This window comes from Herbaspirillum sp. CF444, from assembly GCF_000282135.1.
Classification (GTDB): Bacteria; Pseudomonadota; Gammaproteobacteria; order Burkholderiales; family Burkholderiaceae_D; genus Herbaspirillum.
Genome location: NZ_AKJW01000063.1, coordinates 1 through 17,329, shown reverse-complemented (window position 1 = coordinate 17,329; position 17,329 = coordinate 1). Strand labels below are relative to the sequence as shown.

General features: G+C 61.6%; 14 protein-coding genes. 11 read left to right on the top strand and 3 right to left on the bottom strand.

The features are described from left to right. The 3 genes from PMI16_RS14385 to PMI16_RS26490 form a co-directional block, all read left to right on the top strand. A partial coding sequence (locus PMI16_RS14385) for an ATP-binding cassette domain-containing protein (RefSeq protein ID WP_007880691.1) occupies positions 1-447 on the top strand: 447 nt, incomplete at its 5' end. 65 nt (positions 448-512) lie between these two features. Then, entirely contained in the window at positions 513-5,993 is a 5,481-nt protein-coding gene (locus PMI16_RS14380) for a beta strand repeat-containing protein (RefSeq protein WP_007880688.1), read from the top strand. After that, positions 5,990-8,512 (top strand): beta strand repeat-containing protein, encoded by a 2,523-nt coding sequence (locus tag PMI16_RS26490; RefSeq protein ID WP_007880687.1) that lies wholly within the window; start codon positions 5,990-5,992, stop codon positions 8,510-8,512. Before PMI16_RS14380 ends, PMI16_RS26490 begins: the two co-directional genes overlap by 4 nt. Before the next feature lie 76 nt (positions 8,513-8,588). Here the strand turns inward: PMI16_RS26490 and PMI16_RS14375 are convergent, their stop codons facing one another. Continuing rightward, entirely contained in the window at positions 8,589-10,130 is a 1,542-nt protein-coding gene (locus PMI16_RS14375) for an aminotransferase-like domain-containing protein (RefSeq protein WP_007880685.1), read from the bottom strand. Positions 10,131-10,339: 209 nt separating this feature from the next. On the opposite strand from PMI16_RS14375, the gene PMI16_RS14370 reads away from it, so the two are divergent. The 7 genes from PMI16_RS14370 to PMI16_RS14340 all read left to right on the top strand — a co-directional run bounded on the left by PMI16_RS14370 (position 10,340) and on the right by PMI16_RS14340 (position 15,600). Then, on the top strand, positions 10,340-11,371 hold the full coding sequence (locus PMI16_RS14370; RefSeq protein WP_007880684.1) for a threonine dehydratase: 1,032 nt from the start codon (positions 10,340-10,342) through the stop codon (positions 11,369-11,371). Next, the gene (locus tag PMI16_RS14365) at positions 11,368-11,727 is read left to right on the top strand and encodes a DUF2917 domain-containing protein (RefSeq protein WP_007880681.1); all 360 of its coding nucleotides are present in this window, start codon (positions 11,368-11,370) and stop codon (positions 11,725-11,727) included. The genes PMI16_RS14370 and PMI16_RS14365 overlap by 4 nt, the downstream gene beginning before the upstream one ends. A 1-nt stretch (position 11,728) precedes the next feature. After that, positions 11,729-12,319, top strand: a complete 591-nt coding sequence (locus PMI16_RS14360; protein ID WP_007880680.1) for a LysE family translocator — start codon at positions 11,729-11,731, stop codon at positions 12,317-12,319. 144 nt (positions 12,320-12,463) lie between these two features. Further along, positions 12,464-13,333, top strand: a complete 870-nt coding sequence (locus tag PMI16_RS14355) for a DMT family transporter (protein WP_237719870.1) — start codon at positions 12,464-12,466, stop codon at positions 13,331-13,333. Between the two features lie 184 nt (positions 13,334-13,517). Further along, a complete protein-coding gene (locus PMI16_RS14350) occupies positions 13,518-13,976 on the top strand; it encodes a RidA family protein (protein ID WP_007880677.1) in 459 nt (152 codons plus the stop codon). A 101-nt stretch (positions 13,977-14,077) separates the two neighbouring features. Further along, positions 14,078-15,271, top strand: a complete 1,194-nt coding sequence (locus PMI16_RS14345; RefSeq protein WP_007880676.1) for an aminotransferase-like domain-containing protein — start codon at positions 14,078-14,080, stop codon at positions 15,269-15,271. Then, entirely contained in the window at positions 15,271-15,600 is a 330-nt protein-coding gene (locus PMI16_RS14340) for a DHCW motif cupin fold protein (protein ID WP_007880675.1), read from the top strand. Before PMI16_RS14345 ends, PMI16_RS14340 begins: the two co-directional genes overlap by 1 nt. Positions 15,601-15,679: 79 nt before the next feature. Here the strand turns inward: PMI16_RS14340 and PMI16_RS14335 are convergent, their stop codons facing one another. Beyond that, a complete protein-coding gene (locus tag PMI16_RS14335; RefSeq protein ID WP_237719869.1) occupies positions 15,680-16,054 on the bottom strand; it encodes a DUF1566 domain-containing protein in 375 nt (124 codons plus the stop codon). Positions 16,055-16,224: 170 nt separating this feature from the next. Continuing rightward, positions 16,225-16,608 (bottom strand): tautomerase family protein, encoded by a 384-nt coding sequence (locus PMI16_RS14330; protein ID WP_007880673.1) that lies wholly within the window; start codon positions 16,606-16,608, stop codon positions 16,225-16,227. A 165-nt stretch (positions 16,609-16,773) separates the two neighbouring features. Between PMI16_RS14330 and PMI16_RS14325 the strand changes: the two genes are divergently transcribed. Continuing rightward, the coding region (locus PMI16_RS14325) for a LysR family transcriptional regulator (RefSeq protein ID WP_034380638.1) at positions 16,774-17,329 on the top strand (556 nt) is incomplete at its 3' end.

Below are 17,329 nucleotides of genomic sequence, written 5' to 3'. Positions count from 1 at the left end.
TGCATCGGCTACAAGCCGCAGGAGCCGTTCATGTTCGACGGCAGCCTGGCCGCCAATATTTTCGTCGGCGACCGCGTCGACAGCAAAGTGTATGAAGCGGCGCTGGCGGTCTCCGGCGTCGACGACCTGATCGCGCGCGGCGAACTGCGCCTGGATCAGATGCTGAAAGCGCCCGGCAATCTGTCCGGCGGGCAGCGGCAAATGGTGGCGCTGGCGCGCACCGTGGCCGGCATGCCGACCGTGATGCTGCTGGACGAGCCGACCACCGGCATCGACCTGGCGACGGAGGCGCGCATCATCGAGCGCCTCAAGGCATTTTCCGGGCAGCGCACGCTGGTGGTGGCAACCCACAGCACCGCGCTGCTCAAACAGATGGATCGCATCATCGTGCTCAACGACGGCAAGATCGTCGCCGACGGGCCGAGTGCGCAGATATTGCAACAGTAAGTTTGCTGCAATCAGTTTGCAGCAATTAAAGAATTTGTGACCAACCTTCGTCAACGAGGTTCACCATGGCAACTGCAGTTTCTCCAAAACCGACGCCGGCAAACCAGGGCAATGGTGCGAACAATGCCGCCAATACCGCCAATGCAGGGCAGGCCATCACCGGCTCCGCCAGCGTGACGATGCCCGACCAGGGCGGCAGCTTTCACCTCAACGTGCCGCGCAGCGCGGTCAAGCATGTGCAGGTGGTCGACGTCGACATGGTCCTGCAGTTGGGAGATGGCAGCAAGATCGTGCTGGCCGGCGGCGCCATGGGGGCGATGGACGAGAAGTCCAGGATCATCTTCGCCGACGCCTCGCAGGACACCGGCCGCATGCTCGACCTGGTCGGCAAGATCCCGCTGCAAAACCACGATCAGTCGCTGATCCTCAACTCGGACCCGAACAAGAGCGCCGATCGCACCACCAACTCCGACAACAGCGGCGTGCCGGACAATCACTTCACCTCCAACAACAACTCGGCGCAGGTCAATCCGGCCGCGACCAGCTTGCTGGCCAAGATCATCCAGGACAACGCCGGTTCGCTGACCAGCAACGGTTTGCAAAACCTGGCGCTGCCGTCGATTCCGGTGCCGCCCGCGCCGCCGGTGACGACCGGCGCCGATTCGTTGATCAAGCAGTTATCCCCGGAGATACAGGAACGACCGGGATCGGTGCTGACGAATCCCGTGCTGGGTCCGCAGACGCCGGCGATGTCGCTGAACCTGCTCAATCTGACCACCCAGACCCAGGTCGGCAGCGTGCTGTTCGGCAGCGGCGGCAATGCGGCCTCGGCGTCGGACGGTTCCAATGCCGTGCAATTTTCGCCGCAGATCATCAATGCCGGCAACGACGTGCATACGATTTATGCCACCGGCAGCACGACGCAAAGCAACTTCGTCAAGATCTTCGAACTGAACGTCACCGGCGACGGCAGCGTCAAGACGATCACGATCACCGGCGTGCCGTCGACCATGACGATCCTCAATGCCGTCAACCTGGGTGGCGGCAGCTACCAGATCACGCCGGCTGCAGGCGAGAAGAGTTTTGACTTGCAGGTGCAATACACCACGCACGTTGCCGATCCGACGCAACCGACGGCGCCTACCTCGACCATCAGTTTCGATGTCGCCGTGCTGACCACGGATGGCCTGACGCATCTGATGGATTCGCGCGTGGTCGTGATCAAGGACGCCAGCGTGTACACGGATCTGACCTATCTCGATCCGGCCACGGGCAAGAGCGTATGGGTTTTGCCGGCGCAAGGCGTGCCGCATGAGATCCATGCCGGCGACGGCGGCGTCACCATTTACGGCAGCAACGCCAACGATTCGCTCTACGGCGGCGCAGGCGTGGACGTCATCATCGGCGGCAGCGGCAATACTTACTTTCAAGGCGGCGCCGGCGCCGACACCTTGACCGGCGGAACGCAAGGCGTCAATACCGCGGGTTACAAGACTTCCACTGCCGGCGTGACGGTCGACCTGACTACAGGCCTGGGAACCGGCGGCGATGCGCAGGGCGATGTGCTGAGCAATATCCAGAACCTGATCGGCAGCGCTTTCAACGATACTTTCGTGGCGAATGACAAGGTCAACCGCCTCGACGGCGGCAGCGGCGGTGTCGACACCGTGTCGTATGCGGCCTCGACATCCGGCGTGACGGTCAATCTGATTACCGGTACCGGCAGCGGCGGCTATGCAGAGGGCGATACCTATGTCGCCATTCAGAATGCGACCGGCAGCGCCTACAACGATATATTCATCGCCAATACGCTGGCCAATCGTTTCGATGGCGGCAGCGGTGGTTCCGATACGGTTTCTTATGCGAGCTCGGCAACCGGCGTGACCGTCAACCTGAGTACCGGCGTGGGCGCAGGCGGTTCGGCAGCGGGCGATACTTACGTCCATATCCAGAACGTGATCGGCAGTGCTTTCAACGACACCTTCGTCGCCAATATCGACGCCAACAGTTTCGACGGCGGCAGCGGCGGCCTGGATACGGTCAGTTATGCCAATTCGGCGGCCGGCGTGTCGGTCAACTTCGTCAGCGGTCGCGGCGTCGGCGGCGATGCCGAAGGCGATACCTACAACCGTATCCAGAATGTCATCGGCAGCGCCTACGACGACGTGTTCATTGCCGGCCCCGACAGCCGCACGTTCGACGGCGGCAGCGGCGGCTCCGATACCGTCAACTACGGCGCATCGAGCGCCGGCGTCACGGTCAACATGGTCACCATGACCGGCAGCGGCGGCTATGCCCAGAATAATACCTACGTCAATATCCAGAACGCCACCGGCAGTTCTTATTCGGACACGTTCATTTCCAGCGCGGTGGCCAACCATTTCGATGGCGGCCTGGCGGGTTCGGATACCGTCAGCTATGCATTGTCCAACGCCGGCGTCACCGTCAGCCTGTACGATGGGTCGGCCAGCGGCGGCTATGCGCAGGGCGACACGCTGGCGCATATCCAGAATGTGATCGGCAGCAATTTCGACGATACCTTCATCGCCAGTTCGGAAGTCAATAATTTCGAAGGCGGCGGCGGCGTGAATACCGTGAGCTACTTCTATGCCACGGGTTCGGTGACGATCGACCTGACCAACACCATCGGCACCGGCACCGGCGGCAGTTTGTACGCCAACGGCGACTCCTTCTCGAATATCCAGAATCTTATCGGCGGCGCTTCCGACGATACGTTCGTCGCCAGCTTGGCTGCCAACAAGCTCGATGGCGGCGTGAGTACCGCAACTTCGCACAATCGCGTCAGCTACGCGGCCTCGAATGCCGCCGTCACGGTGGACCTGAATTACACCAACGGCACCGGCACCAGCGGCGGCTATGCGCAGGGCGATCAACTGCTCAACATTCAGGACCTGACCGGCAGCAATTTCGACGATACCTTCGTCGCCAGCGCCGCGAACAACAACTTCGACGGCGGCGCCGGTTCGTTGCACAACCGCGTGAGCTATGCCGCTTCGACATCGGCGGTGACGGTGGATCTGACGCAAACCGATGGTTCCGGCACCAGTGGCGGATTTGCGCAGGGCGACACGCTCATCAATATTCAGGATCTCACCGGCAGCCAGTACAGCGATACGTTCATCGCCAGCGCGGCAGCCAATGCTTTCAACGGCGGCGCCGGCGGCAGCGATACGGTCAGCTATGCGCGCGCCAGCGATGGCGTGGGCGTGACCGTCAACCTGGTGACCGGCGCCGGCAGCAACGGCTTTGCGGCAGGCGATACCTATCTCAACATCCAGAACGTCATCGGCTCGTCCTATAACGACATTTTCGTCGCCTCCAACGACGTCAACCGCTTTGACGGCGGCGGCGGTTCGGATACCGTCAGCTATGCCTCGTCCGGCGCGGCAGTGACCGTCGATCTGGTGGGCGGAACGGGGGCCGGCGGTTCCGCGCAGGGCGATACTTACATCAACATCCAGAACGTGATCGGTTCGGCTGCGGACGATTTGTTCATCGCCAGCACTGCCGCCAATGCGTTCGAGGGCGGTGTCAGTACGGCGGCTTCGCACAATCGCGTGAGCTATGTCAATTCGACCGTGGCAGAGACGGTCAACCTGTTCACCGGCGCCGGCACCGGCGGTCTCGGCAGTTTTGCCAATGGCGACACGTACAGCAATATCCAGGACGTGACCGGCGGTTCGGGAGATGATATTTTTGTGGCTAATTCGGCTGCAAATAATCTCGACGGCGGCGTGAGCACGGCGACTTCGCATAACCGCGTGAGCTATGCCAATTCGACCGTCGCGGAAACAGTCAACCTCTTCACGGGTAACGGCAGCGGCGGCGCCGGCAGTCTGGCCAATGGCGACACCTACACCAATATCCAGGATGTCACCGGCGGCACGGCGGACGATTTGTTCATCGCCAGTGCAGCCGCCAATAAATTCGACGGCGGCGCCAGTACGGCGACGTCGCATAATCGCGTCAGCTATGCCAATTCGACCGTGTCGGAAACCGTCGACCTGTTCCTCGGCACCGGCAGCGGCGGCGCCGGCAGTCTGGCCAACGGCGATACCTATACCAACATTCAGGATGTCACCGGCGGCACGGCGGACGATATATTCGTCGCCAACACGGCTGCCAATGCGTTTGACGGCGGCACCGGTTCGTTGCATAACCGGGTGAGCTACGCCAACTCGAGCGCGGCGGAAACCGTCGATCTGTTCCTAGGCGCCGGCAGCGGCACGTTCGCCGCGGGCGACACCTATGCCAACATTCAGGATGTCACCGGCGGTTCCGGCGACGATACCTTTGTCGCCAGTCTGGCGGCCAACAGCTTCGATGGCGGCACCAGTACCGCAGCTTCCCACAACCGCGTGAGCTATGCCAATTCGACGGCGTCGGAAACCGTCAACCTGTTTACCGGCGTGGGCACAGGCACGCTGGCACAGGGCGATACGTACGTCAATATCCAGGACGTGACCGGCGGCACGGCCGACGATCTGTTCATCGCCAGCGCAGCCGCCAACAAATTCGACGGCGGCACCGGTTCGTTGCACAACCGCGTCAGCTACACCAACTCGACGGCGTCGGAAACGGTCGACCTGTTCCTCGGCACCGGCAGCGGCACGCTGGCGCAAGGCGACACCTACGTCAACATCCAGGATGTCACCGGCGGCACGGCCGATGACACGTTTATCGCCAGCGCAGCGGCCAACAACTTCGACGGCGGCACCGGTTCGTTGCACAACCGCGTCAGCTATGCCAATTCGACCGTGTCGGAGACGGTCAACCTGCTCACCGGCGCCGGTACGGGCGGTACCAACAGCCTGGCCAATGGCGATACCTACACCAACATCCAGGACGTGACCGGCGGCACGGCCGACGATCTGTTCATCGCCAGCGCAGCCGCCAATAAATTCGATGGCGGCACCAGTACGGCGACTTCCCATAATCGTGTGAGCTATGCCACGTCAACAGTATCGGAGACGGTCAACTTGTTCACCGGCGTCGGCACGGGCGGCGTCGGCAGCCTGGCCAACGGCGATACTTACGTCAACATCCAGGATGTCACCGGCGGCACGGCCGACGACATCTTCGTCGCCAGCGCAGCCGCCAACAGCTTCGACGGCGGCACAGGCTCCTTGCACAATCTGGTCAGCTACACCAATTCGACGGCATCGGAAACGGTCGACCTGTTCCTCGGCACCGGCAGCGGCACGCTGGCGCAAGGCGACACGTATACCAACATTCAGGACGTCACCGGCGGTACGGCCGACGATACGTTCATCGCCAGCCTTGCCGCCAACAAGTTTGACGGCGGCACCGGTTCGCTGCACAACCGCGTCAGCTACGCCAACTCCACCGCATCGGAAACGGTCAACCTGTTTACCGGTGCAGGTACCGGCACGCTGGCGCAAGGCGACACGTATACCAACATTCAGGATGTCCCGGCGGTTCGGCCGACGATCTGTTCATCGCCAGCGCAGCGGCCAATAAATTCGATGGCGGCACCAGCACGGCGACTTCGCACAACCGTGTGAGTTACGTCAATTCGACCGCATCGGAAACGGTCAACCTGTTTACCGGCGCAGGTACCGGCACGCTGGCGCAAGGCGACACGTATACCAACATTCAGGACGTCACCGGCGGTTCGGCCGACGATATCTTTGTCGCCAGCGCGGCCGCCAACAACTTCGATGGCGGCACCAGCACGGCAGCGTCGCACAACCGCGTCGACTATTCCAATTCGACCGCTGCGGAAACCGTCAATCTCTTTACCGGCAATGGCAGCGGCGGCGTCGGCAGCCTTGCGGCAGGCGACACCTACCTCAATATCCAGGATGCAACCGGCGGTTCGGGCAATGATATTTTCATCGCCAGTGCGGCAGCCAACAAGTTCGACGGCGGAACGGGTTCGGATACGGTCAGCTACGCGGCGGCCAATGACGGCAACGGCGTGAATGTGAATCTGAACACCGGCGCCGGTACGGTCGGATTTGCCGCGAATGACGTCTACGTCAGTATCGAGAACGTCATCGGTACGCAATACAACGACACTTTTGTCGGCAACAACTCCGCCAATACCTTCGATGGCGGTACGGGCGGCAGCGATACGGTCAGTTATGCCGGCTCGAGCGCGGCCGTCACCGTCAATCTGAGTGTGGGCGGCGGCACAGGCTCGGGCGGATTCGCGCAGGGCGATACCTACATCAGCATCGAGAACGTCATCGGCGGCAGCGGCAACGATACGCTGACTGGGGCCTCCACGGGCGCGACGGTACTGACCGGCGGCGCAGGCGGCGATACGCTGACCGGCGTCGCCGCCAATCGCGCCAACACCTACGCCAGCTACGCCGGTTCCGGCAGCGCCGTGACTGTCGACCTGAACTACACCGACGGCACCGGCACCTCCGGCGGCGATGCGGCAGGCGACAAGCTCAACTTCATCGACAATCTGATCGGCAGCGACAACAACGATATCTTCATTTCCAACGCGCAGGCCAACAGTTTCGATGGCGGCTTGGGGGCCGACACGGTCAGCTACGTCAGCTCGAACGTGGGCGTCACCGTCAATCTGAGCGATGGCTCTACCGGCAGCGGCGGCTATGCGCAAGGCGACACCTACGCCAACATGGAAAACATCATCGGCAGCACGTTTGCCGACGTGTTGACCGGCGCCGGTGCGAACAAGACCGTACTGACGGGCCTGGGCGGCGGCGACACGCTGGCGGGCACCGCCGCCAATCACGCCAATACGTATGCCAGTTATGCCGGCTCCGCCGCCGGCGTAACGATCGATCTGAATTTCACCGACGGCACCGGCACCTCCGGCGGCGACGCTACCGGCGACAAGCTGAGCCTGATCGACAATCTGATCGGCAGCAGCTTCAACGATACGTTTGTCGCCAACAATATCGCCAACAGTTTCGACGGTGGTGCCGGCGGTGTCGACACCGTGAGTTATCTGGCGTCGAATGCAGCAGTGACCGTGGATTTGTCCAGTACTACCGGGTCAGGCACCAGCGGCGGTTATGCGGCGGGCGACAAGTTCACCGGCATCGCCAATATCATCGGCAGCAACTTCGACGATACGTTCTTCGCCAGTTCCGCCGCCAATGCCTTCGATGGCAGCGGTCATGGCGCCAACGGCGATACGGTGAGCTATGCGCGCTCGAACATCGGCGTGCTGGTGGATTTGTACAACCACGTCGGCGGCGACTCGACGGCGACAGTCTCGTTTGCCCACGGCGACACCTATGCCAACATCCAGAACGCGACCGGCGGTGGCGGCAACGATATTTTCGTGGCCGACGGCAGTCTCAACAGATTCGACGGCGGCGCCGGCATCGATACGGTCAGCTATCAGTACGCCAACTCCGGCGCGATCACTGCCAATCTTCAGACCCGTGTCGGCACTGGTGGCGACGCGGCGGGAGATACCTATGCCAATATTGAAAGCCTGACCGGCAGCGCCAACGTCGACAGCACGCTGATCGGCGACACCAATGCCAACACGCTGACGGCGCTCGGCACCGCCAACACCAACGTCCTGTCGGGCGGCGGCGCCGGCAGCGGCACCGATGTCTATAATGCCCAACTGGGCGGGACGAACAGCATCACCGTCGGCAGCGGCCTCAATACGGTCAACGTCAGCGCCGGCTCTCACAGCACGCTGGGCGCGCAGAGCGATATGGTCAACCAGACTACGGGGGCGTCGAACATTTCCACCATCAGCGGCGGCGCCGGAACGACGACCTTGCACTTCGAAGATCTGGGCAGTTCGATCACCCTGTCCAATTTCTCCAACAAGGTCAGCGGCATCACGACCCTGGACATGACAACCGGCAATGCGACCAATATCGTGATTGCCGCCACGGACGTCATCAACATGGGTATCGCCAGCGGCACTTCGCATATCCTCACCGTCAAGATGAGCAGCTCGGAAAGCTTGCAGATCATGGCCAACGGTTCGGACCACTACGTCTACTTTCCGGGCACGACCGACTATGCGTTTTACAACTCCTCCAATGCGGAAATTGCGCGGATTCACCTGGCGTGAAGTCTCTTTGGCTTGATTGTCGCAATACGCCGCTACCTGATCCGACCAGGTAGCGGACGTTGCAACAGCCCGCTGTTCAGCGGCCCAGTTCTTCGTCCAGAAAACGCCAGATGCCCGGGTCGGCCATGCCGGCGACGTTGATGCGCATCTTGGTCGACGGCAGCTGGTTCGGCGAGAACAGGCTGCCCGGCGCCAGCAAAAATCCCTGCGCCATCGCCTTCTCGGTGAGTACATTGGTGTCGCGTCCGGCGTCGGTCCAGATGAACATGCCGCTGCCTGTCGCCAGACCCGTGTCGAGTCCGACCCGTTCCAGTTGCCGCACCACCTTGTCGCGCACGCCATTGAGGCGGTTGCGCAGGCGTTCGGCATGTTTGCGGTAGTGGCCTTCCGAGAGGATCTTGTAGATCACGCGCTCGCCGATTTCGCTGGTGGTCAAGGTCGAGAGCATCTTGCGGTCGGACAGATGGCGCGCCAGTTCGGGCGAGGTCGCAATGAATCCCACGCGCAAATTGGCTGATAGCGTCTTGGAGAAACCGCCCAGGTAAATCACCCGCTGCAACTGGTCCAGCGCCGCGATGCGCGTGGCGGCCTGCACGCCGGCGCCGGGATGCATGTCGCAATAAATATCGTCTTCCACGATGGTGAAATCGTGCTCCTCCGCCAGGCGCAAGATCTGGAACGCCTTGGCCGCCGACAGCGAGGTCGAGGTCGGGTTGTGCAGCACCGAATTGATCACGTACAGGCGCGGCTTGTGCACCGCCGCCAGCTCCGCCAGCCGAGGGATATCGGGACCATCGGCCAGGCGCGGAATGCCGACCACCTTGGCGCCCATCGCGGCGAACGAGCCGAACATCAGGAACCAGGCCGGATCGTCGACGAAGATCACGTCGCCGGGACGCAGGAAATGGCGCGCGACGATATCGAGTCCTTGCGTCACGCCGGAGGTCATGACGATCTGTTCCGGCGCGGCGGCGATTTCGAGCTCGGCCAGTTTCAGTTGCAGTTGCTGGCGCAGCGGCAAAAAACCCTGCGGCGTGCCGTAAGTCAGCAGCGACTGGTTTTGCCGCCCGACCGAACGCAGGCCGTTGCCGATCAGGTCGCCGTCGAGCCAGTCCGGCGGCAACAGGCCGCCGCCCGGCATCTTTTGCGGCGGCATCTGGCGGAACATGTTGCGTACCAGCCATACCACATCGAGTTGTTGCGACTGGGAAGACGTGTTGTCGCCCATGCCATATTCATTGCCCGGATGACCACTATTGCTGCGCAGCGGCACAACTGTACCGGTCGGAGCGGTCCCGGCGACAGGCGAGCGTTCCCGCACGTAAAACCCCGACCCGCGCCGCGATTCCAGAAAACCTTGCGCCACCAGGCGATCGTAGGCTTCCACCACGGTGAAGCGCGAAACCCCGTGCAGCTCCGCGAACTGGCGTATCGACGGCATGCGCGCGCCGGTGCGCAGGAGCTTGTCGTCGATGCGCGACTGCACGGTGCGCACGATCTGATCGACCAGCGAATCGCCGCTCTCGCGCGACAGCAGCGGCAATGTCGTCGGCGCAGCAGCTGTAGCAGATGCTGCGGGCGAGGTGACAGGCTTGATACGGGGAGCTGTATTGGTCATTTTGCCGTGACAATGTGCAGGATTATTTGCTTAAGTGTACTGGTACTGTACTGGTAATGTCGATTAGGATAGACCCATGTCATGACAAGAGTCAATCCAGAGTCAATCGGCGCACGGCGCAGAGGCAACAGTTGATGGCGTGACGACAACGCTTGTTTCAGAGCGCCGCAGATAGACAGATACAGATACCCGGAAGCAGGAGATGAACCATGAATGACTTGTTGCCAACCCACGCCGAGATCGAGCAAGCCGCCAAAGCCGTGTATGCCGCCATGCCGGCCACGCCGCAGTATTCCTGGCCGTTGCTCAATGCTGCGCTCGGCACCGAGGCCTGGGTCAAGCATGAAAATCATACGCCGACCGGCGCCTTCAAGATTCGCGGCGGCCTGGTTTACCTGCAGACATTGGCGCAACTGCCGCCGGCGCGGCGCGTGCGCGGGGTGATTTCGGCCACGCGCGGCAACCACGGACAGTCGGTCGGTTTCGCCGCGCGTCGTTACGGCATCGCCGCGACCATCGTCGTCCCGCAAGGCAACAGCAAGGAAAAGAATGCCGCCATGCAGGCGCTCGGCGTCGAGCTGGTCGAGCACGGCAAGGAGTTTCAGGAGAGCCGCGAACATGCCGCGATGCTGGCCCAGCGCGATGCCTTGCACATGATTCCGTCGTTCCACCGCGACCTCGTCGCCGGCGTGGCGACGTACTGGATGGAGCTGCTGCGCGCCCAACCCGACCTCGACGTGCTGTTCGTGCCGATCGGCCAGGGCTCGGGCATTTGCGCCGCCGCCGCCGCCCGTCGTGCGCTGAACGTACGCACCCGCATCATCGGCGTGGTGTCGGCGCATGCGCAAGCCTACAAGCTGTCGTTCGAGCGCCGCAGCAAGATCGAGTCGCCGGTGACGACCGTCATTGCCGACGGCATGGCTTGTCGCGTGCCGGACGAGGCCTCGCTGGCGGTGATCCTGGATCAGGTCGACGAAGTGATCGCGGTCAGCGACGACGAGGTGGCCGACGCCATGAAGCTGTACTTCACCGCGACGCACAACGTTGCCGAAGGTGCGGGCGCCGCGGCGCTGGCGGCGGCGATGCAGATCCGCCATCGCCTGCAGGGGCAACGCATCGGCCTGACGCTGTCGGGCGGCAACGTGGATCACGACATGTTCGCGCAGATCCTCGGCCGTCCCGATGCAGGAACAGGACAAGGACAGCAGCCAACATTCACGGACAACAGGAGGGTGGCATGACGACGCTGACACAACAACATCATCACCTGCATCTCGGCAGCGGCGCACTGGCGACCGGCAAGTTCGGGCGCAGCCGCCTGTTGCTGGTGCGCCGCGGCCACGTCTGGGTGACGCAGGAAGGCCGCACGGAAGATTTCTGGCTCGGCGCAGGCGACGCGCTCATCATGCTGCCGGGCCGCATGACGGTGATCGAGGCGGCCGTCGCCAGCGAGATCTGCCTGGAACATCGCGCCGACCGGACCTTGCCGTCGTGGCTGAAGGCGCGTTCCCTGGCAATGCGCTCTGCGCTGCAACGGAGATTCGGCCGGCTGGGCAAGTCCGTGGGCATCAGCCAGGCACGCCAGGGAGGATGCTGAGATGGAGGCATTGCTGCCGCTGGCGTCTTTCGCCTTCGTCACCTCGATCACGCCGGGGCCGAACAACATCATGCTGACGTCGTCGGGCGTGTGGTTCGGTTTCGTGCGGTCGATCCCGCACATGCTCGGCATCACCTTCGGCTTTGCCGTGCTGCTGGCAATTTGCGCCGCCGGCATCGGTAGCCTGGTGGTGGCGGTGCCGGCAGTGCATGTGCTGCTCAAGATCGCCGGCTCCGGTTATCTGCTGTATCTCGCGTGGAAGTTGCGCAGCATGAGTTTCAGCCAGGAGGTGCGCGCCGACATCAGGCCGATGTCCTTCGTCGGCGCGGCCTTGTTCCAGTTCGCCAATCCCAAGGCATGGGTGATGGCGATCACCGGCGCCTCGGCGTTCTTGCCGCTGATCCAGCCGGTGTGGCTGGCGATTGCGATTTACTGCCTGGTGTTCAGCGTGGTCAACCTGCCGTGCGTGAGCGTGTGGGCCGGCGCCGGTGCGGTGCTGCGGCGTTATCTGACGCAACCGCTGTGGCGCGCGCTGTTCAGCGGGGTGATGGTGGTGCTGACGATCTATTCGGCCGTGACGATCTGGCTTTAATTGGTTTTTATCGGTCTTTGCAAACGTGATGTCGAAAGTATATAGCCGTCGTCCCAGCATTCGCTGGGACGACGGAATGTATGGGGCAACAGTCACCTTTGGCCGTGAGAAAGAAAACAGATGACCGCAAAAGCAATGAATGCAATGAGTCTTGAATCGAAGGGCATGTGGCTGGGCTTTGTCGGCGTCGCCGTCTTCAGCCTGACGCTGCCGTTTACCCGCATCGCCGTGGCCGAGTTGAATCCGGCCTTCGTCGCATTCGGCCGCGCGGTGGTGGCGGCGATGTGCGCGATCGGCATGCTGCGGCATCTCAAGGCGTCGCGTCCGACCATGTTGCAGGTGCGCGGTTTGCTGATCACCGCGCTCGGCGTGGTGGTCGGTTTCCCCTTGTTCTCCTCGATCGCCATGCACTACGTGCCGGCGGCGCACGGCGCGGTGGTGGTGGGCCTGTTGCCGCTGGCGACGGCCTTGTTCGGCGCACTGCGTTTCGGCGAGCGTCCTTCCCTCGGCTTCTGGATTGCCGCGCTGATCGGCAGCGTCATCGTGATTGCGTTTGCGTTGCGCCAGGGCGGCGGCAGTTTTCATCCTGCCGACTTTGCCTTGTTTGCCGCGGTATTCGCCGCAGCGATGGGTTATGCCGAAGGAGGCCGTCTGTCGCAGAGCATGGGCGGGCAGCAGGTGATTTGCTGGGCGCTGGTGTTGTCGCTGCCGGTGCTGTTGCCGGTGACGATCTGGCTCGGCTGGTATTACGGCGTGGATGCTTCGCCGCAGGCATGGGGCGCGTTTGCGTATGTGTCGCTGTTTTCGATGTTCATCGGTTTTTTCTTCTGGTACAAGGGGCTGGCGCTGGGCGGCATTGCGCGAGTCGGGCAAGTGCAATTGCTGCAGCCTTTCATGACGCTGGTAGGCGCGGCCGTGATCGTCGGCGAGCCGCTGGATGCGAGCAACCTGTTGTTTGCGACCGCGGTTATTGTCGTTGTGGCAATCGGCAAGCGTATGTCGATTAAGCGATAAGCCCGTCGCTAATTCAGTCCCGACAACGCTTTTAGTAAGCTTGTCCGTCACAAGGTCGCGATATTTGCGATAATGGCGGATTCCAGTTGTTTTCTCAGTTTCTTACCTTAAACGTGCTGCCTTGCCGGGCGTCAATACCGAAATTGATGCCGGACATCTCAGCCACAGCAAACAGGAGCATCGCATGTCCGTCTACGAAAAACTCAAAGCCCTGAATATCGAATTGCCGGCCGTTGCAGCGCCAGCTGCCGCCTACGTCATGTACGCGCAAGCGGGCAACACCGTATTCCTGTCCGGCCACATCGCCAAAAAGGACGGCAAGGTCTGGGTTGGTCAGTTCGGCAAGAACATGACGACGGAAGAGGGCAAGCTGGCCGCGCGCGCGGTGGCGATTGATCTGCTGGCGACATTGCAGGCGGCTTGCGGCGGCGACCTGACCCGGGTCAAGCGCATCGTCAAACTGATGAGCCTGGTCAACTCGACCGGCGATTTCACGGAGCAGCATCTGGTGACCAACGGCGCATCCGAACTGATCGGCGAATTGTTCGGCGAGCAGGGCAAGCATGCGCGTTCGGCCTTCGGCGTCGCGCAGATCCCGCTGGGCGCATGCGTCGAGATCGAAATGATCGCCGAACTCGCCTAAGCGACTGAATTCACTTCGGGCAAGTTGCCGGACCGGCGGATGACCGGTTCGGGCTTTCTCGTTGACGTTACCCATTACGTTACCCATTTTTGGCAGGCACTATGAAAATCGAAAACCCCAATCCGCTTCAGTGGAATTTCTCCAAACGTTCGCAGCAGCTGCAAAGCTCCGCCATCCGCGAAATCCTGAAGATCACCATGCGTCCGGAAATCACTTCGTTCGCGGGCGGCCTGCCGTCGCCGGCGACCTTCCCGGTCGAGCGCATGAAGGCGGCTTTCGATACGGTACTGACGAACCAGGGCAAGATCGCGCTGCAATACGGTCCGACCGACGGTTACGGTCCGCTGCGCGAATGGGTCGCCGATTCGTTGTCCACCGACGGCGCCAAGATTTTGCCGGAACAAGTGCTGATGGTGTCCGGTTCGCAGCAAGGCCTGGACCTGCTCGGCAAAGTGCTGATCGACGAAGGCAGCAAGGTGCTGGTCGAAACGCCGAGCTACCTGGGCGCATTGCAGGCATTCTCGATCTACGGTCCTGAATTCATCTCGATGCCGAGCGACGAACAAGGCCTGATTCCGTCGGCCATCGAAGAACTGGGCAAAGGCGCGCGCCTGCTGTACTCGCTGCCGAATTTCCAGAACCCGACCGGCCGCACGCTGCCGCTGGAACGTCGCCTGGCGCTGGTGGAGGCCTGTGCCCGCATCGGCCTGCCGCTGATCGAAGACGATCCGTACGGCGCGCTGAGCTATCGCAACGAACCGTTGCCGAAGATGCTGAACATGAATCCGAACGGTGTGATCTACATGGGGTCGTTCTCCAAGGTGCTGACGCCGGGCATCCGCCTCGGTTACGTGGTGGCGCCGACGCCGCTGATCCGCAAGATGGAACAAGCCAAGCAAGCGGCCGACCTGCACACCGCGCAGCTGACGCAGATGGTGGTGTACGAGGCGGTCAAGGACGGCTTCCTGCAGACGCACATCCCGACCATCCGCAAGCTGTATGCCGATCAATGCCAGGCCATGCTGGATGCGCTGCAGACCTACTTCCCGGCCGGCACCAGCTGGACCAGACCGGAAGGCGGCATGTTCATCTGGGTGACGCTGCCGGCGCACATCGACAGCGGCGCACTGCTGAAAGAAGCGGTCGAACAGCACGTGGCCTTCGTGCCGGGCGCGCCGTTCTACGCCAACGAACCGCAACACAACACGCTGCGCCTGAGCTTCGTCACCGTGCCTCCGGAAAAAATCCGCGCCGGCATCGAACGCCTGGGCAAGCTCATCGCCGCCAAGCTGTAATGGAGATCGGCAACCTGCCTTTCGGCACGACCGACTGGAGCACGGTCGAGCGTACCGAACACAAGGGCGACAGCGGCATGGCCACCTGGCGCACGCGCCAGTTCGGTCCCATCCGCGTGCGCATGGTCGAATACACGCCGGGCTACCTGGCCGATCACTGGTGCAAGAAGGGGCATGTGCTGCTGTGCCTGGAGGGTGAATTGCATACCGAGCTGGAAGACGGCCGGACCTTTCTTCTCAAGGCCGGCATGAGTTATCAGGTGGCCGACAATGCCGAGGCGCATCGTTCATCGACGGCAACCGGCGCGAAACTCTTCATCGTCGATTGAGCGGCAGCCGGTAAAAAATAAAAACCGCAGGAAAAGAAATTTTCCTGCGGTTTTTTTATCCCGGCTGATTGGCTTTGTATTATTCGACGAGTACTCTCCGCACCGCTCGAGCCAGCATTTGATTGCTGACGTGATCGTCGTATTGCGTACCCGTGCCAAAAAACTGATTCCAGGCATAGAGCGAATTAGCGGGGTGCTTTTCACTGGACCAGTACCATCTGTCTTGAAAGCATTCCCTGCGATTGGCAAACAGCAATGCCAATTCTCGCCTGCTGGGCAAATCCCCGCCGCTATCTTGAGCCCATTGGTGGGCCGTTTCCCAATTGACCCTTCGCGCTTCCCCCGGAAGCAAGATCAGGTGATGGGACTGATGCTCATTTTTTCCCAAAATCAGTCCTGCATACAGTTCGCCGAGGTGAATTTCAAATTGCACCTCATCCACTAAAATCATCATTGGCTCCGCGTAAAGTTACTCTTCCTTATATGGCGATAAGTAACAGCATTGCGAACGAAGTTCCTCCTGATTGTTCGATGTGTTCGCGGGGAAAAGTCATGCAATAAGGATGCACATGGCAGGTTGATCGGACCCGCCATGCTTCAGGCTGCGGCGCCGGCTGCGCAAGCTTACAACGCGTACTGCGCGAGGCCGTGGCCGAACGACCAGTTTTCCTTGTTCACTTCCACCAGATTGATGAAGACGTCTTCCGGACGGATGCCCGGTTGCCGGTTCAGCCGTTCGACGATGCGCGCGAACAAGGCCTTCTTTTTCTCGATCGTGCGCGTGTTGCTCACGGTCAGCTGGATCAGCACGAACTTGTCGCTGCGCGCGATGTTCATGTACGACTTGCTGAAGACGAAGTTGTCGGGATCGTATTCGTCGATCACCATGAATTTGTCTTCGTCGGGCACGTCGAAGGTTTCGCGCATGGCTTCATAGACGTTGTCGAGGATGGCCTGGCGGTACTCGCGGGTCTCGCCGCGGCGGATGAATACTCGGGCAAATGGCATGGTGTGCTCCTTCAAAACGGGCTGAATCAAGATGATGAATCACGATAGGTACGCATGCATCTTAGATCAGGAGTATGATTTTATAAATACATCTATGGTTATTTCAATGATATTGGATTGAAATGATTGACGATGATTCATGAGCAACCGCAATCACCCGGAAAAATGGAATCGACCCAACGCCCGCTTGACCTCGACGCCGTCCAGGCCTTCGTCCTTGTTGCCGATCTGCAAAGTTTTACGCGGGCGGCGGAAGCCCTGTACACCACGCAATCGGCCATCAGCCTGAAGCTGAAACGTCTGGAAGACCGGCTCGGCCGCAGGTTGCTGGAACGCACCCCGCGCCAGGTTCGCCTGTCGTCCGACGGCATCAGCTTCCTCGATGCCGCGCGCGGTTTGCTGGCGGCGCATGAGCGGGCGCTGGGGCGTATCGAGAACGCCACGGTGCGGCTGACCTTGGGCATCAGCGACCACGTCGCCGGCGACGGTTTGCCGGCCATGCTGGCGCAGGTCAATGCCTTCGATCCCGGCGTCGTGGTGGAAGTACGCATCGGCTCCTCGCGCGATTTGCTCGCCATGTACGATCGCGGCGAACTCGACGCCGCCATCGTGCGGCGCGACGGCGAGCGCAGCGACGGCGAACTGATCCAGGAAGAGCGCATGGGCTGGTTCGCCGCCGCGCACTGGCAGCCGCGCGCGGGCGAGCCGTTGCGGCTGGGGG

Excerpts from the sequence above, each read along its gene's own strand:
- PMI16_RS14380 (WP_007880688.1), top strand. The coding sequence starts at position 513 with ATGGCAACTGCAGTTTCTCCAAAACCGACGCCGGCAAACCAGGGCAAT.
- PMI16_RS14375 (WP_007880685.1), bottom strand. The coding sequence starts at position 10,130 with ATGACCAATACAGCTCCCCGTATCAAGCCTGTCACCTCGCCCGCAGCA.
- PMI16_RS14370 (WP_007880684.1), top strand. The coding sequence starts at position 10,340 with ATGAATGACTTGTTGCCAACCCACGCCGAGATCGAGCAAGCCGCCAAA.
- PMI16_RS14365 (WP_007880681.1), top strand. The coding sequence starts at position 11,368 with ATGACGACGCTGACACAACAACATCATCACCTGCATCTCGGCAGCGGC.
- PMI16_RS14360 (WP_007880680.1), top strand. The coding sequence starts at position 11,729 with ATGGAGGCATTGCTGCCGCTGGCGTCTTTCGCCTTCGTCACCTCGATC.
- PMI16_RS14355 (WP_237719870.1), top strand. The coding sequence starts at position 12,464 with ATGAGTCTTGAATCGAAGGGCATGTGGCTGGGCTTTGTCGGCGTCGCC.
- PMI16_RS14350 (WP_007880677.1), top strand. The coding sequence starts at position 13,518 with ATGTCCGTCTACGAAAAACTCAAAGCCCTGAATATCGAATTGCCGGCC.
- PMI16_RS14345 (WP_007880676.1), top strand. The coding sequence starts at position 14,078 with ATGAAAATCGAAAACCCCAATCCGCTTCAGTGGAATTTCTCCAAACGT.
- PMI16_RS14340 (WP_007880675.1), top strand. The coding sequence starts at position 15,271 with ATGGAGATCGGCAACCTGCCTTTCGGCACGACCGACTGGAGCACGGTC.
- PMI16_RS14335 (WP_237719869.1), bottom strand. The coding sequence starts at position 16,054 with ATGATGATTTTAGTGGATGAGGTGCAATTTGAAATTCACCTCGGCGAA.
- PMI16_RS14330 (WP_007880673.1), bottom strand. The coding sequence starts at position 16,608 with ATGCCATTTGCCCGAGTATTCATCCGCCGCGGCGAGACCCGCGAGTAC.